The 24,253-nt window shown below is 51.5% G+C and carries 27 protein-coding genes and 1 other annotated feature; of the genes, 22 read left to right on the forward strand and 5 right to left on the reverse strand.

Annotated elements, in window-relative coordinates:
• Nucleotides 1–12: 12 nt before the first annotated feature.
• The 13 genes from EAT1B_RS13670 (at nt 13) to EAT1B_RS13730 (ending at nt 10,197) form a co-directional block, all read left to right on the forward strand.
• On the forward strand, nt 13–453 hold the full coding sequence (locus tag EAT1B_RS13670; RefSeq protein ID WP_015881146.1) for a hypothetical protein: 441 nt from the start codon (nt 13–15) through the stop codon (nt 451–453).
• A 198-nt stretch (nt 454–651) separates the two neighbouring features.
• Nucleotides 652–1,689, forward strand: a complete 1,038-nt coding sequence (locus EAT1B_RS13675; RefSeq protein WP_015881147.1) for a rod shape-determining protein — start codon at nt 652–654, stop codon at nt 1,687–1,689.
• 13 nt (nt 1,690–1,702) lie between these two features.
• Nucleotides 1,703–2,593: a rod shape-determining protein MreC gene (gene mreC / locus EAT1B_RS13680; protein WP_015881148.1), complete on the forward strand. Its 891-nt coding sequence runs from the start codon at nt 1,703–1,705 to the stop codon at nt 2,591–2,593.
• Between the two features lies 1 nt (nt 2,594).
• Nucleotides 2,595–3,089, forward strand: a complete 495-nt coding sequence (gene mreD / locus EAT1B_RS13685; protein WP_049759982.1) for a rod shape-determining protein MreD — start codon at nt 2,595–2,597, stop codon at nt 3,087–3,089.
• Nucleotides 3,090–3,094: 5 nt separating this feature from the next.
• Nucleotides 3,095–3,763 (forward strand): septum site-determining protein MinC, encoded by a 669-nt coding sequence (locus EAT1B_RS13690; RefSeq protein WP_230872790.1) that lies wholly within the window; start codon nt 3,095–3,097, stop codon nt 3,761–3,763.
• A 5-nt stretch (nt 3,764–3,768) separates the two neighbouring features.
• A complete protein-coding gene (gene minD / locus EAT1B_RS13695; protein ID WP_015881151.1) occupies nt 3,769–4,626 on the forward strand; it encodes a septum site-determining protein MinD in 858 nt (285 codons plus the stop codon).
• A 49-nt stretch (nt 4,627–4,675) separates the two neighbouring features.
• The gene (locus EAT1B_RS13700) at nt 4,676–6,001 is read left to right on the forward strand and encodes a ribonuclease E/G (protein ID WP_015881152.1); all 1,326 of its coding nucleotides are present in this window, start codon (nt 4,676–4,678) and stop codon (nt 5,999–6,001) included.
• A 55-nt stretch (nt 6,002–6,056) separates the two neighbouring features.
• Nucleotides 6,057–6,129, forward strand: a sequence feature (ribosomal protein L21 leader region).
• 15 nt (nt 6,130–6,144) lie between these two features.
• The gene (gene rplU, locus EAT1B_RS13705; RefSeq protein WP_015881153.1) at nt 6,145–6,453 is read left to right on the forward strand and encodes a 50S ribosomal protein L21; all 309 of its coding nucleotides are present in this window, start codon (nt 6,145–6,147) and stop codon (nt 6,451–6,453) included.
• 3 nt (nt 6,454–6,456) lie between these two features.
• Nucleotides 6,457–6,792 carry a ribosomal-processing cysteine protease Prp gene (locus EAT1B_RS13710; RefSeq protein WP_015881154.1) on the forward strand — a complete coding sequence of 112 codons (336 nt, stop codon included), beginning with the start codon at nt 6,457–6,459 and terminating at the stop codon, nt 6,790–6,792.
• 12 nt (nt 6,793–6,804) lie between these two features.
• Nucleotides 6,805–7,086: a 50S ribosomal protein L27 gene (gene rpmA / locus EAT1B_RS13715; RefSeq protein ID WP_015881155.1), complete on the forward strand. Its 282-nt coding sequence runs from the start codon at nt 6,805–6,807 to the stop codon at nt 7,084–7,086.
• A 66-nt stretch (nt 7,087–7,152) separates the two neighbouring features.
• A complete protein-coding gene (locus EAT1B_RS13720; RefSeq protein WP_015881156.1) occupies nt 7,153–7,593 on the forward strand; it encodes a Spo0B domain-containing protein in 441 nt (146 codons plus the stop codon).
• Nucleotides 7,594–8,883 carry a GTPase ObgE gene (gene obgE / locus EAT1B_RS13725; RefSeq protein WP_015881157.1) on the forward strand — a complete coding sequence of 430 codons (1,290 nt, stop codon included), beginning with the start codon at nt 7,594–7,596 and terminating at the stop codon, nt 8,881–8,883.
• 48 nt (nt 8,884–8,931) lie between these two features.
• Entirely contained in the window at nt 8,932–10,197 is a 1,266-nt protein-coding gene (locus EAT1B_RS13730) for a hemolysin family protein (RefSeq protein ID WP_255344459.1), read from the forward strand.
• 43 nt (nt 10,198–10,240) lie between these two features.
• On the opposite strand, the gene EAT1B_RS13735 is transcribed toward EAT1B_RS13730, so the two are convergent.
• From EAT1B_RS13735 to EAT1B_RS13750, 4 genes are all read right to left on the reverse strand, one after another.
• Nucleotides 10,241–11,014, reverse strand: coding sequence for an NUDIX domain-containing protein (locus tag EAT1B_RS13735; RefSeq protein WP_015881159.1), 774 nt, complete (start codon nt 11,012–11,014; stop codon nt 10,241–10,243).
• A gap of 119 nt (nt 11,015–11,133) precedes the next feature.
• A complete protein-coding gene (locus EAT1B_RS13740; protein ID WP_015881160.1) occupies nt 11,134–11,712 on the reverse strand; it encodes a DedA family protein in 579 nt (192 codons plus the stop codon).
• A gap of 107 nt (nt 11,713–11,819) precedes the next feature.
• Nucleotides 11,820–12,359 (reverse strand): transcription repressor NadR, encoded by a 540-nt coding sequence (locus EAT1B_RS13745; protein WP_015881161.1) that lies wholly within the window; start codon nt 12,357–12,359, stop codon nt 11,820–11,822.
• On the reverse strand, nt 12,337–13,467 hold the full coding sequence (locus EAT1B_RS13750) for a cysteine desulfurase family protein (RefSeq protein ID WP_015881162.1): 1,131 nt from the start codon (nt 13,465–13,467) through the stop codon (nt 12,337–12,339). Before EAT1B_RS13750 ends, EAT1B_RS13745 begins: the two co-directional genes overlap by 23 nt.
• 95 nt (nt 13,468–13,562) lie before the next feature.
• Between EAT1B_RS13750 and EAT1B_RS13755 the strand changes: the two genes are divergently transcribed.
• From EAT1B_RS13755 to yajC, 8 genes are all read left to right on the forward strand, one after another.
• Nucleotides 13,563–14,996 carry an L-aspartate oxidase gene (locus tag EAT1B_RS13755; protein WP_015881163.1) on the forward strand — a complete coding sequence of 478 codons (1,434 nt, stop codon included), beginning with the start codon at nt 13,563–13,565 and terminating at the stop codon, nt 14,994–14,996.
• Entirely contained in the window at nt 14,950–15,819 is an 870-nt protein-coding gene (nadC, locus tag EAT1B_RS13760) for a carboxylating nicotinate-nucleotide diphosphorylase (protein WP_015881164.1), read from the forward strand. Before EAT1B_RS13755 ends, nadC begins: the two co-directional genes overlap by 47 nt.
• Nucleotides 15,782–16,861, forward strand: coding sequence for a quinolinate synthase NadA (gene nadA, locus EAT1B_RS13765; protein ID WP_015881165.1), 1,080 nt, complete (start codon nt 15,782–15,784; stop codon nt 16,859–16,861). The genes nadC and nadA overlap by 38 nt, the downstream gene beginning before the upstream one ends.
• 93 nt (nt 16,862–16,954) lie before the next feature.
• Complete coding sequence (gene ruvA, locus EAT1B_RS13770; protein ID WP_015881166.1) at nt 16,955–17,542, forward strand: Holliday junction branch migration protein RuvA; 588 nt, start codon at nt 16,955–16,957, stop codon at nt 17,540–17,542.
• A gap of 10 nt (nt 17,543–17,552) precedes the next feature.
• A complete protein-coding gene (gene ruvB, locus EAT1B_RS13775) occupies nt 17,553–18,554 on the forward strand; it encodes a Holliday junction branch migration DNA helicase RuvB (RefSeq protein ID WP_015881167.1) in 1,002 nt (333 codons plus the stop codon).
• Nucleotides 18,555–18,557: 3 nt separating this feature from the next.
• The gene (gene queA / locus EAT1B_RS13780; protein ID WP_015881168.1) at nt 18,558–19,616 is read left to right on the forward strand and encodes a tRNA preQ1(34) S-adenosylmethionine ribosyltransferase-isomerase QueA; all 1,059 of its coding nucleotides are present in this window, start codon (nt 18,558–18,560) and stop codon (nt 19,614–19,616) included.
• The gene (tgt, locus tag EAT1B_RS13785; protein WP_015881169.1) at nt 19,613–20,758 is read left to right on the forward strand and encodes a tRNA guanosine(34) transglycosylase Tgt; all 1,146 of its coding nucleotides are present in this window, start codon (nt 19,613–19,615) and stop codon (nt 20,756–20,758) included. Before queA ends, tgt begins: the two co-directional genes overlap by 4 nt.
• An 84-nt stretch (nt 20,759–20,842) precedes the next feature.
• A complete protein-coding gene (yajC, locus tag EAT1B_RS13790; RefSeq protein ID WP_031421435.1) occupies nt 20,843–21,121 on the forward strand; it encodes a preprotein translocase subunit YajC in 279 nt (92 codons plus the stop codon).
• 25 nt (nt 21,122–21,146) lie between these two features.
• Here the strand turns inward: yajC and EAT1B_RS13795 are convergent, their stop codons facing one another.
• Nucleotides 21,147–22,298: an NAD(P)-binding domain-containing protein gene (locus EAT1B_RS13795; protein WP_015881171.1), complete on the reverse strand. Its 1,152-nt coding sequence runs from the start codon at nt 22,296–22,298 to the stop codon at nt 21,147–21,149.
• A 180-nt stretch (nt 22,299–22,478) separates the two neighbouring features.
• Between EAT1B_RS13795 and EAT1B_RS13800 the strand changes: the two genes are divergently transcribed.
• A complete protein-coding gene (locus EAT1B_RS13800) occupies nt 22,479–24,251 on the forward strand; it encodes a methyl-accepting chemotaxis protein (protein WP_015881172.1) in 1,773 nt (590 codons plus the stop codon).
• Nucleotides 24,252–24,253 lie beyond the last annotated feature (2 nt).

The raw sequence follows: 24,253 nt of genomic DNA on the forward strand, positions 1-24,253 counted from the left end.
ATGAGGTGCTTTATGGAAAAAATAATTTGGATCCTGATGGTCGGATTATCGCTTTTTGTGGGTTACATACATCTTGAACCAACCATCTTCTCGATCGTTGTGTTCATGCTGTTTCTATTCGTGAGTACAGCGCTATTTCTTCGGTTCGACGAGGATCACTGGCTCAATCGCGTCTCACCGATTGTCGGTGTCGGCGTAGGGATTCTAGCGCTCATCGCTTATCTCGGTCTGATTGTGCTCGCTTTCAATGAACTCGACCAACTCGGCATCTGGACGGTACTCGTCCGCTTACTTCTCATGTACATCGGCATCTACCTTTTCGTCGTGACGACATCGAGCTTTTTGGCAGGAGCGACGCGACTCAAGCCGTCCCGCTTCTTTCGACCGGTGTTGATTTTCTCGGTATTCTTCTACGGGGCGATGTTACTCATCCCGCTCCAACCAGGATTGTAACCGTTCTCTTCTTAGGCAGACGCTCACTCGCGTCTGCTTTTTTGATTTGCCTTTTTGCCGAAAAGAAGGCAAACTAATAGACGGTGAGACAGGACTGAGATGCGGTTATTGTAAATAACCTGTAATCGAATGAACGTTTTCAAACATGATTTTTCCGTTATAATAAAAAATAGTGTAATGAAGAGAGGAGCAACACCTATGTTTCGTAGTTTTAACCGAGAAATCGGAATCGACCTTGGAACAGCTAACACGCTCGTTTATGTAAAGGGTCAAGGAATTGTTGTTCGTGAACCGTCCGTCGTGGCGTTCCGCACAGATACAGGTAGAATTGAGGCCGTTGGGAACCAGGCCAAAGATATGATTGGACGTACTCCGGGGAACGTCTCTGCACGTCGTCCGATGAAAGACGGTGTCATCGCTGACTTCGAAACGACAGCGACGATGATCAAATACTTCATGGAGCAAGCTCAAAAATCAAAAGGCGGTTTGTTCTCATCGAAGACGAACGTCATGATTTGTGTCCCAAGCGGCATCACGTCTGTTGAAAAACGTGCCGTGGAAGACGCTGCGAAACAAGCAGGCGCTCGTGAAGCATACACAATCGAGGAACCGTTCGCGGCAGCAATCGGTGCAGGTCTCCCGGTTTGGGAACCGACTGGCTCGATGGTCGTCGATATCGGTGGCGGTACGACCGAAGTCGCAGTGATCTCACTCGGCGGCATCGTGACAAGCCAATCGATTCGTGTCGGTGGTGACGAAATGGATGATGCCATTATTCGTTACATCAAGAACAAGTACAACCTCATGATCGGGGAACGTACAGCCGAGACGCTCAAAATGGAAGTCGGTTCGGCGCGCATCGACGCATCGAACGAAGATGAGAAGATGGAAATCCGTGGTCGCGACCTCGTGACAGGACTTCCGAAGCAAATCGAAGTCACGTCTGCAGAAGTGTGTGAAGCTCTTTCTGATACAGTCGAAGCGATTTTAGCAGGGGTCAAGCAAACGCTTGAGCAAACACCTCCAGAACTTGCGGCTGACGTCATGGACCGCGGGATCGTCTTGACTGGCGGCGGCGCGCTCCTCAAAAACTTGGACGACGTGATCTCAGACGAGACACACATCCCGACACTCGTTGCGGATGAGCCACTCGACTGCGTAGCGGTCGGTACTGGAAAATCTCTTGAAATGATGGACGTCCTCCGTTCGAAATCAGGCATCTCGTCACGTCGATGAGAGGTGAGACACGATGAGCCGATTCGTACGTAATAAAAAGCTCATCATCACGCTAATTGTACTGATCTTGTTTTTCGTCATTTTAGGGGTTTCGATTCGAGGACGATCGGAATCAGCCTGGTACCAAGATGTCACGCGTGATGTGGTCGGCACGTTCCAGCGAGTGTTCGCGGTACCAATCGGATGGATGGACTCGACGGTCTCGTCCATCTCAGACGTCCGCGATATCTACGAAGAGAACCGCCAGCTGAAAGAACATTTGGCGAAGTACGCCGAGGTATCGGTTGAGGCGGATGATTTGCGCCGTGAGAATGAGGAGCTTCGAAAGATGGTCGAAGCGAAAGACGAGTCGTTACGTGACTTCGACCTCATTCCGGCGGAGGTCATCGGTCGGACACCGAACGATTGGCAACGCTACGTCACCATCAACGTCGGTTCAGAACGCGGCGTTGAGAAGGGCATGGCCGTGACCGCGGCGAGCGGGATGGTCGGTCGTGTCATTCAAACGAGCGCCTATACGTCGCAAGTGCAACTGCTCAGCGACAACAACCGGACGAACAACGTCTCGGCTGTGGTCAAAGATGCGGACGGCAAACCGACGTATGGGACGGTTGACGGATTCGATACGGAGACGAACGAATTGTTCTTCACGAAAGTGTCGAATAGCGTCAAGCTGAAAGAAGGAGAAATCGTCTCGACGTCCGGACTCGGTGGACGTTATCCGGCCGGGCTCGTCATCGGTACGATTGAGTCGATCGAGACGGATGAATATGGCGTCTCACAAGTCGCCCGGATTAAACCGGAGGCCGACTTCAATGAGTTCTCACAAATGTACGTGATTGATCGGACACTAGACGAACCGTTTCTAACGGGTCCCGAGGAAGGAGGAGCAGCGGGTGAGTAACATGAAAGTGTTCATCGCCCTGTTCCTCCTTTTTCTTATTGAAGGAACATGGGCATCGATTTTTTCTTGGCACTACGCCACGCCGTTTCTTTTGTTGACGCTGATCGGACTGATGTTTGTCAGTCTGTACGGTCGTTGGGAGACGGCACTCGGGTTCGGGCTTGTATTCGGTCTGCTGTATGATATCGTCTACACCGACCTGATTGGAATCTATGTATTTACTTTTTCACTCATTCCTCTCTTAGCCAGCTTCGTGTTAAAATATATAGGTGAGAACTTCTTCTCCGTCACCATTACGTTCACGTTTATGATTCTCGTTTTCACCTTTGCGATTTACGGGATCATGGCGGCGATTGGTGGGACGTTGATGACGATTCAAACACTATTGGTTGAACAGATTCCAGGGACGATGCTCGTCAATGCCATCGCCATCGTGATTCTTTATTATCCGATGACACGCTATGTGACGACACGCCCTGTTGCGAAAAGAGGGTAGCCATGATGGAGCGTAAACGACACATTACGATTAAAGGACATCGCAACGGCATTGCCATTCACTTCAATCCGAAGAGTGGCATCGACGAGGTGCTTACGGACTTAGAAGCGACATTACAAGAAATGGAGCCGCCGTCCGGAAAGATTGCCCTGAAGTTGCACGCGGGTACTCGTTATATTGACGAGGAGCTGTCACGTCAAATTCGTGAGGTCGTCGCTCGTCATGGCGTTTTTTATATTGAAGACTTGTCGAGCGATGTCATGTTGACGGAAGAAGCGAAAGCGACGTATGGCAGAAAGACGTTCCACTATCACAGCGGGACAATCCGGAGTGGACAAGTCTTGACGTTTGACGGTTCGGTGCTCGTGATCGGGGATATCAATCCCGGGTCAGAGGTCCGGGCGACAGGAAGTATTTATTGTTTAGGGACGATACGAGGAAATGTGCGCGCCGGTGTCGAAGGATGGGAAGAAGCGGTCATCACCGCGAGCCTGCTCCATCCGAAGTTTTTAGCAATCGGCGAACATGTACTCACAGCCGATGACGAGGAAGAACTTCCTGAGATTGAGATGGGTTGTGCGTATCAGACGAGTGATGGGATTGAGATGACACGTCTCCGCCACGTCATGACGGGTCTGAAGGACGCATATGCAATGGAATTACAGAGAGGGTGAGTGGAATGGAGCAAGTAGTGGAGCCTGTACATACAGAAAAGGAAGTTAAAAACGGCAGAGCCATCGTCGTGACATCAGGAAAAGGGGGCGTCGGCAAGACAACGACGACCGCGAACATCGGGACGGGGCTCGCCTTGTCTGGACACTCGGTCTGTCTCGTCGATACAGATATCGGATTGCGTAACCTCGATATCATTCTCGGTCTCGACAACCGGAGCATTTATAACCTTGTCGATGTCATTACGGGTCAATGTAAGTTGAATCAGGCGCTCGTCCGCGACAAACGCTTCGAGGAGATGTATTTACTCCCGGCCGCACAGTCGAAAGACAAGACGTCAGTGAATCCCGAACAAGTGAAAGAAATCGTTGACCAGTTGAAGACGGAATATGATTTCGTCTTGATCGACTGTCCTGCTGGAATCGAGCAAGGGTTCATGAACGCCATCGCAGGAGCGGATGAGGCGATCGTCGTCACGACACCTGAAAAAGCGGCGGTTCAAGATGCAGACCGAATCATCGGGATGCTCGAACAAGCGGAACATATCGATGCGCCGAAACTGATTGTCAACCGAGTCAAGAATCATCTCGTCGAATCGGGCGACATGCTCGACATCGATGACATCATGCGCATCCTGTCGATCGACTTACTCGGTGTCGTCATCGACGATGAGGAAGTCATCGCGGCCGCGAACCGCGGTGTCCCGGTCACGATGAATCCGGATAACTATGCCGGACAGGCGTACCGGAACATCACGCGCCGTATTCTTGGCGAATCGGTCCCGCTCATGTCGATTCAGACGGAGACGGCACCGGTCGGCTTCTGGGCACGACTCATGATGAAATTTGGAATGAAAAAAGCGTAAAGGCAAAGGCAACGGAAGTTGCCTTTTTCTGTCGAAAGGAGTGATGCAGATGAAGCTAATCTACGAACGAACACCTTCCATTGAACGGGCGATGCTCGTGGACGGCGAACGATTACTCGAAGTCGAGGAACGGTTTGTCGACCAACTGTCTGTCGGGACCATCGTCGAAGCCGCAATTGAACGGATCCATCCGTCGCTCGGGGCAGCCTTTTTGACGGACGGAGAGACGACCTATTTTCTCCCGATCTCAGAGACGCTTCGTGCGCTCGCCTCGTATCCGGAAGTACCGGCCATCGGGCAAGCGGCAGTCGTCGGGGAAAAGCGACTCGTCCAATTGACGAAAGAAGGAATCAACGGTAAGCATCATAAAGTGACAGAGAACATTCGGTTCGGTGGGCGATATCTTGTGTATTTCCCATTTGGACGTCGGCAACTGTTCAGCCGGAAACTCGACCTCGTCACGCAGGACCGCCTTTCAAAGGCGCTCGACTTAACGGAAGAGGAAGGGGTCTTGTTTCGGACGGAAGCCGGACAAGTGGCGCCGGAAGCGTTACAGGAAGAACTGAACCGATTGCGTCACCGTTCAATCGTGGTGATTGAGCAACGGTTCGGGCAAGACGAGCTACTATGCGAACAATTCGTGAGACGTCATGCAGTCGAGTCCGTGCTGTTGAATGACAAAGAAGGGCAATCGCGACTCGAACGATTGGATGTCCCGGTGAAACGTCATATCGGAAAAGGGCGAATGCCTGAAGCGAAACATCTCGATGGAGCCATCGAGAAACTGGAGAGTCGTGCCGTCTGGTTGGATGGTGGGGCGTTCGTCTTGATCGAACAAGTCGAGACGATGACCGTCATCGACGTGAACAGTGGCAAAAATGTCGCCGTCAAAGACAAGGGACGTGCGGCCGATACCATCAATGAAGCCGCGCTCTATTCAATCATGGAGCAGTTGCGCCTGCGAAACATCGGCGGCATGATCGTCATCGATTTCTTACGAGGTTCAAAAGAAGGACAGACCCGTCTCCTTAAAAAGATGAAAGAACTCGGGGCGCGTGACCCACGACGGGTCGAAGTGTACGGCTTCACACGAATGGGGCTGTTCGAGCTGTCGCGGGAACGGACCGGTCGCTCGATTCAAGACCGGATGTTTCATGCCGGCAAGCCTTCAAAATTGGCCATCTTCTCACAGTTTGAACGGTCGCTCCTTGATTTGAATGATCAGTACGAAGCGGTCGTGCTCTCACTCCCCAAGAAGTGGCATGACGCTTCCTGGCACGAATTTGACATCGAGGTGCATCTCGTCGAAGGGGAGCCGGAGTTCCTCTTTTATGGGACGTCCGAAGAATGTCAGAATTTCTTATCTCGTCGTTGACAATGATTAATTGAGAATGGTATTATCTATAACGTTAGTTCGTTTGGAAGCACCCAAATGGCTACAACCGCACAGAACGGGTTTTTAAAGGTTTTGCCCTGCCCAGGATGGCGAGTCTGAGTTTAACAAGGAGGTGCACGTATATGTACGCAATCATCAAAACTGGTGGTAAGCAAATCAAAGTTGAAGCAGGTCAAGAGATCTACATCGAAAAACTCGATGCTGATGTCGAAGGTACTGTAGAATTCGGTGAGGTTCTTTTCGTTGGTGGTGACGATGTTAAAGTCGGCGCTCCACTCGTAGAAGGCGCTAAAGTTGTCGGTACAGTGGTAAAACACGGCCGCGCTAAGAAGATCACTGTCTTCAAAATGAAAGCTAAGAAAAACTACCGTCGTAAGCAAGGTCACCGTCAGCCTTACACGAAAGTTCGCATCGAGAAAATCGAAGCGTAAGCTATGATTCGGGTCAAGGTAAGACGAGACGAGGCGAAGTCGATTCGCTCCGTCGAAGTGACTGGTCATGCCAATTTTGCAGAACCTGGTTCTGACTTGGTGTGCGCCGGTGTTTCAGCCATCATCTTTGGTGCCTATAACGCCGTCGAAACGCTTGCGGGTCAATCGCTTCTTGTAGAAATGGCAGATCAAACAGAGGGTGGTTACTTTTATGTCGAGACGTATCCTGACTTATCACCGCAGGATATGGAACGCACCCAACTGTTATTAGAAGGGATGCTCGTGCAGTTAGACACGATCGCCCAAAGCTACGGTGAATATATCCAAATTGAACAATAGGAGGTGGACCTCATGTTACAATTGAACCTTCAGTTCTTCGCTTCGAAAAAGGGAGTTGGTTCGACTAAAAACGGTCGTGACTCAATTTCGAAACGTCTCGGTGCAAAACGCGCTGACGGACAAACAGTTTCAGCTGGATCAATCCTTTACCGCCAACGCGGTACAAAGATTCACCCAGGTGAAAACGTTGGCCGTGGTGGCGACGACACTTTGTTTGCGAAAGTTGACGGCGTAGTACGCTATGAGCGTCTTGGTCGCGACAAGAAACAAGTGAGCGTTTACCCAGTCGCGTAAGTTGAACGACGCAGAAGACTCTAGCCACTTATTTGGTTAGAGTCTTTTTTTCTAGGAGAGGATCAAATGGATTCAGAACAGACACTCGAGCTCTTATCGACCGTCCGTCACGAATGGATGAATCGGCTTCAATTGATCTCGCTCTACGCGGCTCTCGATCCGACTAAGCTCGAGGAACTTTACGAACGCTATCGGAAACAGGCCGACGAAGAGAGTGCGCTCGTTCGTTTGAACGTGCCACAGACGAGCCTAGTCGTGATTCAAGCGAATTGGGAGGGACGGATGACGTATACGATTTCAACCGACCAACTCGCCATCGATGACGCGCGAGTGGCAGAGATGCTTGTCCGCTTGTTAGACAACACGGATGGGCCGATTCATGTGACGTTCACGGACGGACTGATGGTTCGCGTCACGGGTACTGTCCCGGACGATGTGAAGGCATCAGCCGATGTGTACGAACAGAACGTAGATACCACTACGTTTCACATAAAGGAGGGGAAATAAATGTTTGTCGATCAGGTTAATATTTTTGTAAAAGCTGGAGACGGCGGAAAAGGGATGGTCGCTTTCCGTCGCGAGAAATACGTTCCAGACGGTGGTCCTGCAGGTGGTGACGGTGGTCATGGTGGAGACGTCATCTTTGAAGTAGAAGAAGGATTGCGGACGCTCGTTGATTTCCGCTATTCGAAGAAGTTTATCGCCCATGATGGCGAAAAAGGGATGTCAAAAGGGATGCACGGACGTAAAGCGAAACCGCTCATCGTCAAAGTCCCACCTGGCACAATCGTGTTCGACGCCGAGACGGATACCGTCATCGCGGACTTGACCGAGCACGGTCAACAAGCGACGATCGCAAAAGGTGGTCGTGGTGGTCGCGGGAACTGTCGTTTTGCGACGCCTGCCAACCCGGCTCCAGAAATCGCGGAGAACGGGGAACCAGGTCAAGAACGTGAACTCCGTCTCGAGTTGAAACTTCTCGCAGACGTCGGTCTCGTCGGATTCCCGTCTGTCGGGAAGTCAACGCTTCTCTCGGTCGTCTCGTCGGCACGTCCGAAAATCGGTGCGTACCACTTCACGACAATCACACCGAACCTCGGTGTCGTCAAGACAGCGGACGACCGTAGTTTCGTCATGGCTGACCTTCCAGGCCTCATCGAAGGAGCGAGCCAAGGCGTTGGTCTCGGTCACCAGTTCCTTCGCCATATCGAACGGACGAAAGTCATCGTTCACATGATCGATATGAGTGGTATGGAAGGACGCGATCCGTTTGAAGACTACACGACGATCAACCGTGAGCTCGAGTCGTACAACTTACGTCTCCTTGAGCGTCCACAAGTCGTCGTGGCGAACAAAATGGATATGCCGGACGCAGCGGAACATCTTGAAGAGTTCAAGAAGAAGGTAGGGGACGATGTCAAAGTCTTCCCGATCTCAGCACTCGCTCAAGACGGTCTTCGCAACTTGTTGATCGAAGTGGCGAACTTTGTCGATACGACACCAGAATTCCCACTCGATGAGCTCGAAGAGAAGACAGCGACGCCTCGTGTCGTGTATCGTTATGAGAAGGAAGAGAAAGGCTATCAAATCCACATCGATGAATACGATCGCTTCGTGATCACGGGCCCTCGTATCGAGAAGCTCTTCAAGATGACGAACTTTGACCATGATGAGTCGATCAAACGATTTGCTCGTCAAATGCGTCAAATGGGCGTCGATGACGATCTTCGTAAGTTGGGTGCCGAGGACGGTAGTGTCGTCGCGATCCTCGACTTCGAATTCGAGTTTGTGGAATAAAAAATTTTTTGTTAAGAAGAAACGGAGTGTGAAGCTAACGTGGACCCTGTGCCCTCGTCAAGTTTAATTCTATATGTAGTTCTCGTCATGTTGTCAGCGTTTTTCTCATCAGCAGAAACAGCGCTCTCGAGTGTGAACCGGGTCCGGATGATTCGGATGGCAGAGGATGGCGACAAAGCCGCAAAACGTGTCCTCAGTCTCGTCGACCGTTTTGATGATACGCTCTCGACGATTCTCGTCGGGAACAATATCGTCAACATCGGTTCGGCGACTGTGTCGACGGCCATCGCCACATCGATTTTCAGTGGGGGGACCGGCCTTCTCGTGTCAACGTTCGCGACGACGGTCATCATCTTGATCTTCGGTGAGATTTTGCCGAAATCGCTCGCGAAAGAGTTTGCGGAGAAGTACTCGCTTCTCATCAGTGGCATCCTTGTATTCCTCGTTAAAGTCCTCAAACCGGTGACGATGATTTTCACCGGCTTGAAGAAGTTGACCCTTCGAATGATTGGGATGAAAGACAAGGAGCCATCCGTCACCGAAGAAGAGTTGAAAGTGCTCGTCGATATGGGGGAAGAGGAAGGTGTGCTTGGTGAGACGGAAGCTGAGCTCGTCCATAGCGCCTTTGCCTTCAACGATATTACGGTCGATGATGTGCTGACGCCACGAATCGATATTCTGGCCGTCGACATCGACGATTCGCTTGATGAAATCAAAGACACGATTTTCAGTGGTGGACATTCGCGTTTGCCGGTCTACAAAGACTCGATTGACAACGTCATCGGTGTCTTGTCGGAACGTGACTTCTTGCGTTCGATGATGAAGGATGAAGTGACGGATGTCCGTTCGCTCATCCGCCCGCTCACGTACGTGTCACCGCAGACGAAATTGATTGAACTACTTCCGATTCTGCAGCAGAAACAATCTCACATGGCTGTCGTCCTCGATGAATTCGGGGGCACGGCGGGTCTCATCACGTTAGAAGACATGCTTGAGGAACTCGTCGGCGACATCTGGGATGAGCACGACGAATCCGTCGTCTATCTCAGACGTCTCCGTGAAGGGGTCTATGAGTGTATGGCTGACATGAACGTTGATGAATTCGCAGAAGAGATGGGGATTGCAGAACCAGACGTCGATTCCAATACGATGGGCGGTTGGTTCGTTGAATTGCTCGGCGACATCCCGGAGAAAGGTGCACAAGTCACGTATCAAGACATGACGTTCACCGTTCTCCATGTGGAGAAACGCCGTGTCCGGAAACTGTTAGTGGAGACTGGACAATCTCAGCAAGAAGACATGCAAGAAGCATAAACAAAAGGGATGATTCGCACATGGCGGATCATCCCTTTTTGCGTCATACGGATTGGCGTTCAATGCGCTCAATCAGTTCATATGGCCGTACTTTATAAATGGCGTAAGGCATGTATACGGGATCGATCGCATCGAGGAAGCGCATTTGGAAGTGCTCCCGTTTGATGTAGTCACCGACGTTACTTGCGTCGACTTTATAGAAGCCAACTTCCTGTGTCTCGCCAGCCTGCGGTCTGAGGTCACCGGATACATATTTTGCGCGGAACGTGACACAGAGGACGCGGGAGGACACGTTTTGATAGATTCCCGTGATGCCTTCCACCTCGATTTTCACGCCCGTTTCCTCGTCCACTTCACGATGGATGGCGTCAACGAGTGACTCATGTTCTTCCACCTGTCCGCCAGGCATCTCGAACGAGTCGTTCCGATGCATGTTTTTGACGAGGAGAACCTCACCCGCTTCATTCGTGATATACGCTGTCACACAGACAATCGCACGCGGTGGCGTATAGTGACCGGTCGGCATCATGAACTCTTCGCTTGACTTGATATACAGCTCTTTTCCGAGGCGAGCCCGCTGTTTCATAGCGTCTCGTCGCAACGTACTGCCACGATAATCCCGTTCGACTTGTTCATAGTGTTCGCGGTCCCGATATTCCCATAGTGCCATGACCTCGGACTTGTCTTCGGTCACCCAGCGTCCGACGAGACGGGCGCCATGCGACGCCTGGATCGGGTAAATGTATGTATGGAAAAAGTCGGTGAATTCTTGCAGGCGTTCAGGTCGAATCGTGTACGTTTTACGGCGATGGAACATGATGATTCCTCCTTTTTCGTTGTGCGGTGTCCTATATGTGTGACCGCGATTCGCTTACATGGTTCTTATTCGACAGATGTGAGCGTTTCCCTTTCCAACAAAAAAAGAATCAGCGCAAGTCACGCTGATTCTTTCACACGTTTTGGTTGCTGACGAACATGTCGAACGATGAGGACGATTCCGACAGCAAGAGCCAAGAAGGGGATGACATCGTCCATGAAGTGACCGATCATGCGCCAATTGCTACCAAGCATCATCCCGACATGGATGAAAAGGAATGACCAGACGGCGAAAATCAAGGTCGTCACCGACAAAAACTTACGGAACGATAGACGCATCACGCCGGCGCTCACGGCGAACAGTTGCCGCCAAAAGAGACTGAGGCAGACGATCCATGCCCCGTATTTCTCAAACCAGCGCTCGGCACGGAGTTGCTTGTCTTGCCGAATTCGAAAATAACGATACAGTTTGAGCGCGACGGGACGCCCACCATATCGACCGATCCAGTATAGACCGATTTGGCTGAGCGTGAAGGAGACCCACGCCAGCAGGAACGTCAGGAAGAAGGGCGCGTCATGCGAGTCGACGAGGAAGCCGCCGTATGCGAGAACGAGTTCGTTCGGGATGAATTGGACCAAGATACCGATGGGAATGCTGAAGACCCCACAGACAGCGAGTAGATGCTCGAGGACGTTCAAGACGTAGCCCTCCTTTCAATTGATTTCAGGAAAGATGTTCCATCCATCAGTATAACGGACATGACTGAAAAGAAAAAGAAGAGATGTCACATATTCGTGACGTCTCTTCAATCTAATTCGGATACGAGAATCCCGAGGCGGTCCAACTCTTTCACCGCAGCATCGATTGCCTCTTTATGGTCTGATTCGAGCGTATGGATATGGAAACCACCCGTCAACTGGGAGAGTGGGGAAGCCCCATGCGTCTTCACACGTTCGAGGAAGGCACGGACGTCGCGGCGACTCTTCACCATGAGTTGTCCCGTGATGGACCCGTATACAGGATGGTCGATGATGACGTCTTTGATGGTAACCCCTTCATCGACGATGGCGTTCATTTCCGCCTCCATCTCTTCTGCCGTATGACGACAAGCTACCTTTTTCGAATAGGTGGATGGGGTGAGGTCTCCGTGCAAGTAGACGTACCCACGAGCGGTCGCAACGATTTGATGACCTTTCGCTTTTAGTAACGATAGGTCTTGGACGATGACCTGGCGACTGACGGATACATGTCTTGCCAGTTCAGATCCTGTGATTGGCTCATTGCTCGATTCAATCAATTGTAATAGTGTGCGACGGCGTTCTTCACCGGCTAAACGTTTGTTCATGATGTTCGACTCTCCTTGCTAAAATGACGATGGCATCGGCGAGGGCCGATGTGTCTTCGGCGGTCGTATACGCGCCGAAGGAAATGCGGACGAGTCCATGACAGGCGCTCGTCTCATATCCGAGTGCCTCGAGCATGCGGTTCGGTCCATTTTGGCCTGCTCGACATGCCGACCCAGCCGATACTTGGAACCCGAGGTCGTCGAGCTCGGTCATCCACCATTGTCCGTCGCGTTGATGGGAGACGAAGGAGAAAATGGCGGGACTTTGTTCGTCGAACTCGAGCCAATGGACATGCGCTGACGTCTTCTCTTTCAAGATAGCACGAAACGCCATGAAATTTCTCTGAAAACGTGTCAATTGTTCCTGACGTTCTCCGAGTGCTTTGGCAAAGGCACTGATTCCAGGAACGTCAATCGTTCCGGGCCGAATCCCGTATTGATGATGTCCCGGATAGTATGGGGGAGGAATCAGACGTTCCATATAGAGGGCGCCGACTCCTTTCGGTCCACCCACTTTGTGGGCACTGAACGAATAGGCATCGATGCCTTCGACAGAAATCGGAATTTTCCCGAGTGCCTGGACCCCGTCCACATGAAAGAGGATTTTCTTATATTTCAAGAGGCATTGGATGTGATGGAGCGGTAACACCCAACCCGTGTCGGAATTGACGTGCTGGAGCGTGACGAGCCCGATGTCACGGTCGAGTAGGTGGGTGAATGCATCTAAATCAAACTTCCCATCCTTCAGTTTCAACCGATGAACGATTATTCCTTCCCGTTCCCACTCCTCAAGTAAGAGAGCGACCGAATCATGTTCATGCCAAGACGTGATCACCTCTTTGCCCTTCATCCGTTTACGTAAACTTGTCAGGGCGATGTAATTGCTCTCCGATCCACTCCCGGTGAATAATAATTTTCCTCGCAACATATCAAGCCCGAGCGCCTGTTTGATCAAGCGTCGTGCCTCTGTCAAATAATCTTCTGCCATATAACCTTGGGTATGGAGTGATGATGGGTTCCCATAAACGTTTTTGGCCATCGCCACGTAATGGTCTAATGCTGCATGCGTCATCGGGTGTGTAGCGGCGTAGTCGAAGTAGCGGTTCATCATGGACTCCCCTTTTCTCATGTTGTCTTCTACACAAAATTATGCGAAACTAGTTTACAAGTCAACATTACATATGAAAAACAGGTGATGTACAAGTGTCTTTACACATAGAGAGAACTGACATTTTGATTATCGGAACGGGACTTGCCGCCGTCGCAACGGCTTTGCATCTAGCAAAATCATTCTCCGTTCTTCTCGTCTCAAAAGGTGAGATGACAGAGAGCAACTCCGATTTGGCACAAGGCGGGATTGCGAGCGCGTATCTTGAGAAATCGAGTACGGCCCATAAAGAAGACACGATGCTCGCCTCTAAAAACACATCGTGCGCTGAGCGCGTCGACATTCTCGTAGAAGAAGGTCGTCAAGCGATTGAAGAAATGGAACGATTCGGTGTCCGGTTCGACCGTGAAGAGGGCGGCTATGCCCTCGGACGTGAAGGCGCGCATCGATTGAATCGAATCTTTCATGTCGGTGGCGACGAGACGGGACGTCATGTCATGAGGCAATTGCGTCAGTCGTTACCCGATAACGTGAACGTATTGGAACGGGTGCTCGTGCACGATCTCATCACGAGAGACGGCAAGGTTGTCGGCGCGATGGCGTTTCGGGATGAAGTGCCCATTCGAATTGAAGCCGGCGCTGTCGTGTTGGCGACAGGTGGCATTGGTGGGCTGATTGATTGGACTTCAAACGCGCGTACCGTGACCGGTGACGGTCTCGTTCTGGCAAATCGATGTGGGGCCAAGCTGACTCATTTGCAGCGGATCCAATTTCATCCCACCTTACTGGCGACCGACGAGCCTCATCTCGTGACCGAGGCACTCCGGGGAGCCGGAGCGACGCTCGTTGATGAAGAGGGAAACCATGTGATGGCGCATCATCCGCTCGGAAGTCTCGCTCCTCGTGATGACGTGGCGCGGATACTGACGGAACGAATGGGAACGGTGTATCTCGATACGACAAACGTGACACGGCTTCGTGAACGGTTTCCAAAACTTGCGTTGACATGTGACAAACTTAGGATCGATCCTCGCCGCATTCCGGTACGTCCAGGCCTCCATTTTCATATGGGTGGAATCGAAGTGGACGACATGGGACGGACAGACGTTGACGGATTATATGCCGTCGGTGAAGTGGCGGATGCGGGCATACATGGGATGAATCGTTTGGCCTCGAACTCACTTTTGGAATGTTGGGTGTTTGGAAAACGAGTCGCGCGGGCGGTGCGATTGAATCAGACGACCACGGCGACGAAGGAAACGTTGGTGTACGACATCTCACCTGTGGCATTTCAAGCGTTACGTGCTCAAATTGGAAGATGGTTGACGATTTCACCAAGTCTTGATGAATTGAAAGGTTTCTTACAAAATACCCAAACGTTGACCATGACGAAACACGTGACAAGACAATTAAGTGAACAAACTTTACAACTCGATGCGGCGCGTCTTCTCGCGCAAAGCATCCTCGAAATGGAGCGGAATGATGAATACGATATACCTACGCGAACAGCTACGTCAGTTCTTGATTGAAGATATCGGGTATGGGGACCTATCGAGTGCGCTGATTGATGGACAGGACGAGTCGGTCGCAACGATTGTCGCCAAAGAACAGGGCATTTTCTGTGGGAAACCGATCGTAGAAGAGCTGGCAACCATGCAGCGGCTTGAATTGGTCTCTTGCCAAGAAGACGGGAGAGCGGTGACCCCTGGAGACGAACTCGTCGTCTTGAGAGGGAAGACGCGCGCGATTTTAGAGACAGAGCGCGTGCTGTTGAATGTCATCCAACATACGAGTGGGATTGCGACGATGACACGACAGTGCGTGGACGCGTTACATGATGACTCGATTCACGTGACCGATACACGCAAGACGACCCCGGGACTGCGGATGATTGAAAAGTACGCCGTACGTGTGGGAGGGGGATACAATCACCGTCTAAGACTCGATGACGCCGTCATGATCAAAGACAATCATATCGTCGCACTTGGTGGCGTGACGAATGCGATTCAAGTCGCACGAGAACGCGTCGGTCATACGACCCCGATTGAAGTCGAGGTCGAGTCGTTCGAACAACTGATGGAGGCGGTTCAAGCCGATCCGGACATCGTGATGCTTGATAATCGGACGCCAGATGAATTGAGAGAATGGGTCCGTCATATACCGACGCACATCAAAATTGAAGTGTCTGGTGGCATCACGCTCGACACGATTGACGATTATCGAGGCATTCGCATCGATGTCATCTCGCTCGGGCAATTGACTCATTCGGTACGCGCGTTCGATTGCAGTTTGAATTTACAAGGAGGAATGAAAGATGCAACTACTCGGAACACTCCCGCCGACGTACGCTAACCTGTCGGTGGAGGAGATGGAGACTCGGATTCAGGCGGTCAAAGACCGACTCGGGACGCGTCTCTTTTTACCGGCCCATCATTATCAAAAAGACGAGGTCGTTCAATTCGCGGACGCGACAGGAGATTCGCTCCAGCTCGCACGGCTCGCAGAACAGATGAGCGAAGCCGAATTCATCGTCTTTTGTGGTGTCCACTTCATGGCAGAGACAGCAGACATGTTGACACGGGACGACCAGATTGTCGTCTTACCTGATATGCGTGCCGGCTGTTCGATGGCAGACATGGCCGATATCGATCAGACGGAGATTGCTTGGGAAGAACTGACGGAACGATTTGGAGAGGACATCATCCCGATTACATACGTCAATTCTACAGCGGCCATCAAAGCGTTCGTTGGTCGTCACGGCGGGGCGACCGTCACATCGTCGAACGCCCATGAAATCGTCCGGTGGGCGCTTGAGGCAGGTGAACGCATCTTGTTCCTTCCCGATCAACATCTCGGGCGGAACACGGCGTATGATCTCGGCATCCCACTCGAGGCGATGGCTGTTTGGGATCCGCTCCGTGAAGAATTGGTCGCGGAGGGAGATGATGAGCAAGTGAAAGTCATCTTATGGAAGGGACACTGTTCTGTCCATGAGAAGTTCACGGTATCGCAAATTCAGGCGTTCCGTGAGCGTGAGCCGGATCGTCGCATCATCGTCCATCCGGAATGTACGTTTGATGTCGTCCAGGCTGCGGACGAGGCGGGATCGACATCGTATATCATCGACAAGATTGACGCGAGCGCACCGGGGACGAAGTGGGCGGTCGGAACGGAGATGAACCTCGTCAACCGTCTGGCGGCGACTTACCCACACCTCGATATCGTTTCATTGAACCCGTTCATGTGTCCGTGCCTCACGATGAATCGAATCGACTTGCCACATCTACTGTGGGCGCTCGAGTCGCTCGAGACGGACCCTGTGAACATCATTCGCGTCGATCATGAGACGACAGAGTTCTCGAAACGTGCACTTGAACGTATGCTCGCGCGATAATTGCTAGAGGACAGGTAAACGCCTGTCCTTTTTTCGTGTCGCCCATTATGGTACAATAAATGCAGTTTTTCCGACCGAAAAGGAGAGTACACCGTGATTGAATTCGTAAAAGGACCCGTCGCCTATGTGTGTGCGGAATATATAACGTTAGATGTCTCGGGCGTCGGCTACAAAGTACATGTGCCTAACCCGTTTTTTTATCGTGAACAAGACGAACATGTAATCGTGTTTACGCATCATTATGTGCGTGAAGACCAACAGACGTTATACGGTTTCCGTTCACGTCGCGAGCGTGAGCTGTTCAATAAACTCCTCAGCGTGAGCGGGATTGGACCAAAGGGTGCGCTTGCCATCGTCGCGTCCGGCGATATCGACGCGTTGATCGATGCGATTGAAACCGAGAACGAGAAGTATTTGACGAAGTTCCCGGGAGTCGGGAAGAAGACGGCCAAACAGATGGCACTCGATTTGAAAGGGAAGTTATCCGAACTCGCACCGGATTACGTGCCGAACGAAGGGTTGTTCGCACAAGGTGCATCTGAACTCGATGAGGCGTGTGAGGCGCTCGTCGCGCTCGGCTACTCCGAACGGGAAATCGCAAAAGTCCGCAAAGCATTAAGCGGAGAAATCTTGACGACCGACGCGTACATAAAACGCGCGCTACAGCTGTTACTGAAATAAGGAGGAAGCTATGGACGAACGATTGTTGTCACAATCTCATCAGCAATATGAAGACTCTGAAGAGTGGAGCTTACGTCCGCAGCGCTTCGAGCAATATATCGGGCAAGAAAAGGCGAAAGGCAATTTGTCCGTCTTCATTCAGGCCGCCAAACTTCGAAGTGAGACGCTCGACCACGTGCTCTTATACGGTCCCCCGGGACTCGGGAAGACGACGCTCGCCCAAATCATTGCCAACGAGATGGGTGTCGGAATCAAGACGACCGCCGGCCCGGCGATTGAACGACCGGGTGATTTGGCCGCAATCCTCTCGACGCTCGAACCGGGAGACGTCTTGTTCATTGACGAGATTCACCGCTTGAGCCGGACGATTGAAGAGATCCTTTATCCGGCGATGGAAGATTACTGTCTCGACATCGTCTACGGGCAAGGCGAGATGGCACGTAGCGTCCGCATCGACCTACCACCGTTCACGCTCGTCGGGGCGACGACGCGGGCCGGGATGTTGTCGGCACCTTTACGTGACCGTTTCGGCGTCACGTTGAAGCTCGAATATTATGAAACACATGAGTTAGCGGCCATCGTCAGCCGGACGGCCCAGTTGTTCCGCCTCTCCATCTCACCTGAGGCGAGCGGTGCGATTGCGAAACGCTCACGAGGGACGCCACGGATCGCGAACCGTCTCTTACGACGTGTCCGTGATTTCGCACAAGTGGCAGGAACGAAAGAAATCGATCCCGTGCTCGCATCCGATGCGCTCGACCGGCTACACGTCGATGCGCTCGGACTCGATGAAGTCGACCATCGATTGCTTCGGGCCATGGTGGAGCGGTTCGGAGGTGGACCGGTCGGGCTTGAGACGCTTGCCGCGACCATCGGTGAGGACGCTCAGACGATTGAGGATGTCTATGAGCCCTATTTATTGCAACAAGGGTTCTTGCAGCGCACGCCGCGAGGACGGATGATCACACAGTTTGCCAAGTCGCATTTTGGTTATGAAGAGGAAGAGGAGTAAGGTATGCAAGACATTCAATTGAACGTAAACGATTATGATTTTGAATTGCCAGAAGAGTTGATCGCGCAAGTCCCATTGCTTGATCGGACGAGCTCACGCTTGCTCGTATTAGACCGCGAGACAGGGGACATCGAACATCGTCATTTCCGTGACGTGCTCGATTACTTGAACGAAGGGGATGCGCTTGTCGTCAACGATTCGCGCGTCTTACCGGCACGTCTCTTTGGGGCGAAGCAAGAAACAGGCGGGAAAGTCGAACTGCTCTTGTTGAAACAGACGGAAGATGATGTATGGGAAGCGCTCGTCAAACCGGCGAAAAAAGTTCGCGTCGGGTCCATCGTCGAGTTCGGGGACGGTCTTCTCCGCGCGGAATGTGTCGAGGAACTCCCAGAAGGCGGACGTCGTTTCAAGTTTGACTACGACGGCATCTTCTATGAGATTTTAGATGAGCTCGGAACGATGCCGCTCCCACCGTACATTCGCGAACAACTCGATGACCAAGACCGTTATCAAACGGTCTATGCCCGTGAACGAGGCAGTGCGGCCGCTCCGACAGCCGGTCTTCATTTCACCGAGGAACTGCTCGAAGCAGCCAAAGCGAAAGGGGTTCGGTTAATCCCGCTCACGCTTCACGTCGGCCTCGGGACGTTCCGTCCGGTGACGGCTGATTCGATCGAGGAACATACGATGCATAGTGAATATTTCGAGTTGTCTGCTGAATCGGCAGCTGCGCTTCGGGAGATTCGAGCGAATGGCGGTCGCATCTTTGCGGTCGGCACGACATCGACGCGGACACTCGAGACGATCATGCGAGACCATGGGGACTTCGTCGAGTCATCGGGCTGGACGGATATCTTTATCTACCCGGGTGTCGAGTTGAAGGCGATCGATGGATTGATCACGAACTTCCACTTGCCTAAATCGACGCTCGTTATGCTCGTCTCGGCGTTCGCGACGCGCGACATCATCTTACACGCTTATCGGACTGCGGTCGCAGAACGATACCGCTTCTTCAGCTTTGGAGACGCGATGCTCATCACGAGGAAGGAAGTAACAAAATGACAAAACATGCAGTCACATACGAACACATCCACACATGCAAACAGACCGGAGCGCGGCACGGAATCGTCCATACGCCGCACGGGTCGTTCGAGACACCGGTCTTCATGCCGGTCGGGACGCAAGCGAGCGTCAAGACGATGGCACCTGAACAGGTCAAGGCGATGGGTGCGAACATTATCTTGTCGAACACGTATCATCTCTGGGTTCGTCCAGGACATGAGGTCATCAAACAAGCGGGTGGACTTCATAAGTTCATGAACTGGGACGGGGCAATCCTCACGGACTCGGGTGGATTCCAAGTGTTCTCACTGGCCGACCTCCGAAACATTCAAGAGGAAGGCGTACATTTCCGTAACCATTTGAACGGCGACAAGTTGTTCTTGTCACCAGAAAAGGCGATGGAGATTCAAAACGCGCTCGGCTCGGACATCATGATGGCATTCGACGAGTGCCCGCCTTATCCGGCGACGCATGAATACATGAAGAAGTCAGTCGAGCGGACGAGCCGTTGGGCGGAACGTTGCCTCGAGGCACACGAACGTCCAGAAGACCAGGCGCTCTTCGGCATCATCCAAGGTGGAGAATATGAGGACCTTCGTCGTCAAAGCGCCCAAGACCTCGTCTCACTTGATTTCCCAGGATATGCGGTCGGTGGTCTCTCGGTCGGTGAACCGAAAGACGTCATGTATCGTGCCCTCGAATTCACGACGCCGCTCATGCCAGAGAACAAACCGCGTTATTTGATGGGCGTCGGCTCACCTGATGCGTTAATTGAAGGATCGATTCGCGGAATCGACATGTTCGACTGTGTCCTTCCGACACGTATTGCACGAAACGGAACGCTCATGACGTCGAAAGGTCGCGTCACAATCAAACAAGCGAAGTACAAGACGGACTTCGGTCCAATCGATGAGAAGTGTGACTGTAACACGTGTAAGAATTACTCGCGTGCGTACGTTCACCACTTGATTCGAGCGGATGAGATGTTTGGTCTTCACTTGTGTACGACACACAATCTTCACTTCCTCGTGAAGTTGATGGAGCAGGTTCGTCAAGCGATTCGTGAAGACCGCTTGCTCGATTTCAAAGAAGAGTTCTTTGAAGAATACGGCTACAACAAGCCGAACGCGAAGAATTTCTAAGCAATCATGTCGGACATTGTGTGACAATGCTTCAGTTTCACGGTATAATGAACCTGATATTGAAGGAAAGGGTGAATGTTACTCATGGAAACAATCGTTGCGTTATTACCAATGATCTTGATTTTCGTCGTATTTTACTTCCTTTTGATTCGTCCACAGACGAAACGCCAAAAAGAAGTACAAGCGATGCAAAACGCCCTCGAGCGTGGCGACAGCGTTGTCACAATCGGTGGTTTACACGGCGTCGTTCATCAAATCGAAGACACACATGTCGTTTTGAAATGCGATCAATCGCTTCTCCGCTTCAACCGAAGCGCAGTTGCGGAAGTCGTGAAAAAAGCGAATGCCTCATTTGAGGAATAAGCAAGTAAGCGTCTGACCGATACGGTCAGACGCTTTTTTGTGTCGCTAAAAGTTGGGGGAGGATTCTTCGAGCGGCTTCTTGTCCGCCATAGACGGCTCTTGCGAACGGACCGATGATCAAATCGGCGTAAGGACCGGTCAAGTAAAGTCCAGGCGTCCATTCAAGATGCTCGTTCAGGACAGGGGTGCCACATGGAGTGAGAGGTAGGTTGAATTGTTCCATCAAGGGCTGAAGAAATGTTTCTTTCACAGGATGAGGTCTGATTCCCGTACAACAGACGACTTCTTTTCCGGCAAGTTGTTCACCGTTCACAAATAGCGAACCACTGTCCCGCTCGACTTCTCCGATGATGTGCGTCACAGCGTTCGTCTGTATGAGGCGCTTCACTTTTAAGACGAGATCGTTCGGAGCCGATCCCGGTTTTCGTTCACGGGCGATGAATGATCGTTTTGTCGTCCAGTCTTGTTTTAGACGATGGAAGTCATCTAATCCTTTCGGTCCCATGAACTGTCGATCGGCGTCAAATTGACTCACTTCGAGCGGACGTCTCGTCACAAGGGTGACACGGTGACCTTGTTTGGCACGCTTCACCACGTAGTGTAGTGCCGTGATGCCACCGCCGACGATGATCACTTCATCTGATTCGTCCGACGGGTCTTTCATGAAGACATGCCGACAATGTTCGTCAGTCCACTCCGGTAACACGACATGTCCAGATTGCCCGATGGCGACAATGACCGCGTCGGCCGTGATGAGACGACGGTCCGTCCGGATATGATAACGTGTCTCGTCTTTTCGAACAGTCAGCACACGCTCATCCCCGAGGAAACGTTCTTGAAGACGATAGTCGTTCCATGACGTCTCGGCATGGTCGTTGAACAGTTCGAGCGAAGGACGTCCGAACGTATCTTTGAAATGATTGGAACGATAGGCATAGCGCGAGGCGAACTGCTTCAACGCATGGGGATTCGACGAAACGTGATGCACTCGGGTCGAACGCAGATGCGACATGGAGATGGATGAAGTTTGTTGTTTCCAGTTCGCTAACGGGTCAGTGAGTCGATCGATGATAATCAAATCTTCCAAGCACCCGCCTTGTTCCATATATGAGATGGCGAGGGTCATCCCGTGTACACCAGCACCAATGATTAATAACTTTGTATGTTCCACAATCATAGAGAATCCTTTCAAAACGTAATAATTACGATTTAAAGTATACAAAGATGGCTTCTTTTTGTCAAAACGAATCGGATTCAAAATTTATCCACCTCATTTCGAAAAATCGATTTGATTCGTGAAAACGTTTGCATTAATGTCAAGTTGAGAAGAAATCCGAGATGAAGGAGAACGAATGACATGGACGTGAAACGATTGATTAACCCGATGAAGAAGTGGAAAGGCTGGACCATAAAACGAAGTGGTACGAAACAGAAAGGACGCTCGTCCCTGAGACGACGGATGTCCATCGCACTCATTCCGACGATCATTGCTCTCGTCATTGTCGGCGCGCTCGGGTCTTATCAATTGAGACAATCGACTGCTGCTTATGACCGGGTCCTCAGTGAAGGCATGCAGGAGATGCTGCTTGCGGAGAATCTATCACTAGCGGTGACGGATGCCGAACGCTATTTGAACTACTATATGCTTGTGGCCAATCCGAAGACGCTCATCAGTTTACAGGGAGCTCAAGAGCAGCGAGACGAATTGATGAAGAAACTGAAAGCATCATCATCTGATGAAAAGGTCTTGTCTTGGTTGGGCGATTTGGAGAAATTTAACGAGCTACTAGACCGTGAGATGAACCGTGCCGTCGAACTTCGTCAACAACAAGACGAAATCGGCTATAAGACGGTGCTCAACACAAGTGTGACACCGACGACGGACCGAGTTCGGATGACGGTGACAGACCTTGTTGAATACAAGGACGAACTCCTCGCATCCGAGACGAAAGCTGTACAGGCTGAAGCGGAAAGTTCAATCCTCTGGATGCTCATCATCAGCATTGGCGGTGTCGTGATTGGAGTTCTGTCTTTACTTGCCTTACAGCGCCTCTTCTTGAAACCAATCAATCGACTTGGTCGTCAGGCACGCATCATGGCAGAAGGGGATTTGACGGGAGAAGATATCGAGGTCGCCTCTAACGATGAACTAGGAGACCTGGTAACGGCATTCAATGAAATGAAGCATAACCTGGTCGGCTTGATTCGTCGGGTTGGAGAAGCGTCGGACAAAGTGACCGCTTACTCTGAAGAACTTTACGCAAGCACAGACCATGTCGCGACAACGACCCAAGGCGTCTCTCGATTGTTCGAAGAGATGAATGTGGCTGCGCAAGGATCCTCGAAGCGAGCGGAAGAAGGAACGATTGGTGTCAATCAAGCGGTCGATGGTTTGAATCAAATCGCTGCGGCATCGCAAGGTGTGAATGAGCAGACGATACATACACTCGAGGCGGCGAACGGTGGACTTGAGACCGTTCAATTGGCAGAGAAACGAATGCAAGAAATTCGACGTGCCAACGAGCTCACCCAACAGATGGTGAACCGTCTATCGAATCAGTCGCTTGAGATTGAAAAGATTACCCGTTCCATCACGGCCATCACGGAACAGACGAACTTACTTGCTTTAAATGCGGCGATTGAAGCGGCACGTGCGGGTGAACACGGAAAAGGGTTTGCCGTCGTCGCGGCAGAAGTGAGAAAGCTCGCTGAGGAATCGAAACAATCCGCCATTCAAATCCAGACCGTCGTCCGTGACATTCAACGTGACACGGAACAAGTCGAATCGGCGTTCGAAGAATCGAGCGTACATGTGGAGAATGGGGTATCACAGATGGGAGAAGTGGCTGAGGCGTTCCGGGAGATCGTATCGGTCATCGAAGAGACGTCGCGTCAAATGAGTGAGATTGCGGCAGCGACAGAGGAAGTGAGTGCCAACACGACTGAAGTTGCTGTCTCTGTTGAAGATATGTCGACGAACGCCGTCTCGACACAGCGTAGCGTCGAAGAAGCGGGCGCCAATGTTGAGGAACAGCTGGCAGCCATTCAAGAGATCAACGGTATCGCTGAAACGATGAGTCACATGTCGTCTGAATTAAAAGATGTCGTCCATGTGTTTAAAACGACATAAAA

The organism is Exiguobacterium sp. AT1b (assembly GCF_000023045.1).
Lineage (GTDB): Bacteria > Bacillota > Bacilli > Exiguobacteriales > Exiguobacteriaceae > Exiguobacterium.

Excerpts from the sequence above, each read along its gene's own strand:
- EAT1B_RS13675 (WP_015881147.1), top strand. The coding sequence starts at position 652 with ATGTTTCGTAGTTTTAACCGAGAAATCGGAATCGACCTTGGAACAGCT.
- ruvB (WP_015881167.1), top strand. The coding sequence starts at position 17,553 with ATGGACGAACGATTGTTGTCACAATCTCATCAGCAATATGAAGACTCT.
- nadA (WP_015881165.1), top strand. The coding sequence starts at position 15,782 with ATGCAACTACTCGGAACACTCCCGCCGACGTACGCTAACCTGTCGGTG.
- EAT1B_RS13735 (WP_015881159.1), bottom strand. The coding sequence starts at position 11,014 with ATGTTCCATCGCCGTAAAACGTACACGATTCGACCTGAACGCCTGCAA.
- EAT1B_RS13720 (WP_015881156.1), top strand. The coding sequence starts at position 7,153 with ATGGATTCAGAACAGACACTCGAGCTCTTATCGACCGTCCGTCACGAA.
- tgt (WP_015881169.1), top strand. The coding sequence starts at position 19,613 with ATGACAAAACATGCAGTCACATACGAACACATCCACACATGCAAACAG.
- EAT1B_RS13710 (WP_015881154.1), top strand. The coding sequence starts at position 6,457 with ATGATTCGGGTCAAGGTAAGACGAGACGAGGCGAAGTCGATTCGCTCC.
- rplU (WP_015881153.1), top strand. The coding sequence starts at position 6,145 with ATGTACGCAATCATCAAAACTGGTGGTAAGCAAATCAAAGTTGAAGCA.
- nadC (WP_015881164.1), top strand. The coding sequence starts at position 14,950 with ATGAATACGATATACCTACGCGAACAGCTACGTCAGTTCTTGATTGAA.
- EAT1B_RS13670 (WP_015881146.1), top strand. The coding sequence starts at position 13 with ATGGAAAAAATAATTTGGATCCTGATGGTCGGATTATCGCTTTTTGTG.
- queA (WP_015881168.1), top strand. The coding sequence starts at position 18,558 with ATGCAAGACATTCAATTGAACGTAAACGATTATGATTTTGAATTGCCA.
- EAT1B_RS13690 (WP_230872790.1), top strand. The coding sequence starts at position 3,095 with ATGGAGCGTAAACGACACATTACGATTAAAGGACATCGCAACGGCATT.
- mreC (WP_015881148.1), top strand. The coding sequence starts at position 1,703 with ATGAGCCGATTCGTACGTAATAAAAAGCTCATCATCACGCTAATTGTA.
- EAT1B_RS13795 (WP_015881171.1), bottom strand. The coding sequence starts at position 22,298 with ATGATTGTGGAACATACAAAGTTATTAATCATTGGTGCTGGTGTACAC.
- EAT1B_RS13750 (WP_015881162.1), bottom strand. The coding sequence starts at position 13,467 with ATGAACCGCTACTTCGACTACGCCGCTACACACCCGATGACGCATGCA.
- rpmA (WP_015881155.1), top strand. The coding sequence starts at position 6,805 with ATGTTACAATTGAACCTTCAGTTCTTCGCTTCGAAAAAGGGAGTTGGT.
- EAT1B_RS13700 (WP_015881152.1), top strand. The coding sequence starts at position 4,676 with ATGAAGCTAATCTACGAACGAACACCTTCCATTGAACGGGCGATGCTC.
- EAT1B_RS13745 (WP_015881161.1), bottom strand. The coding sequence starts at position 12,359 with ATGAACAAACGTTTAGCCGGTGAAGAACGCCGTCGCACACTATTACAA.
- yajC (WP_031421435.1), top strand. The coding sequence starts at position 20,843 with ATGGAAACAATCGTTGCGTTATTACCAATGATCTTGATTTTCGTCGTA.
- obgE (WP_015881157.1), top strand. The coding sequence starts at position 7,594 with ATGTTTGTCGATCAGGTTAATATTTTTGTAAAAGCTGGAGACGGCGGA.
- mreD (WP_049759982.1), top strand. The coding sequence starts at position 2,595 with ATGAAAGTGTTCATCGCCCTGTTCCTCCTTTTTCTTATTGAAGGAACA.
- minD (WP_015881151.1), top strand. The coding sequence starts at position 3,769 with ATGGAGCAAGTAGTGGAGCCTGTACATACAGAAAAGGAAGTTAAAAAC.
- EAT1B_RS13800 (WP_015881172.1), top strand. The coding sequence starts at position 22,479 with ATGGACGTGAAACGATTGATTAACCCGATGAAGAAGTGGAAAGGCTGG.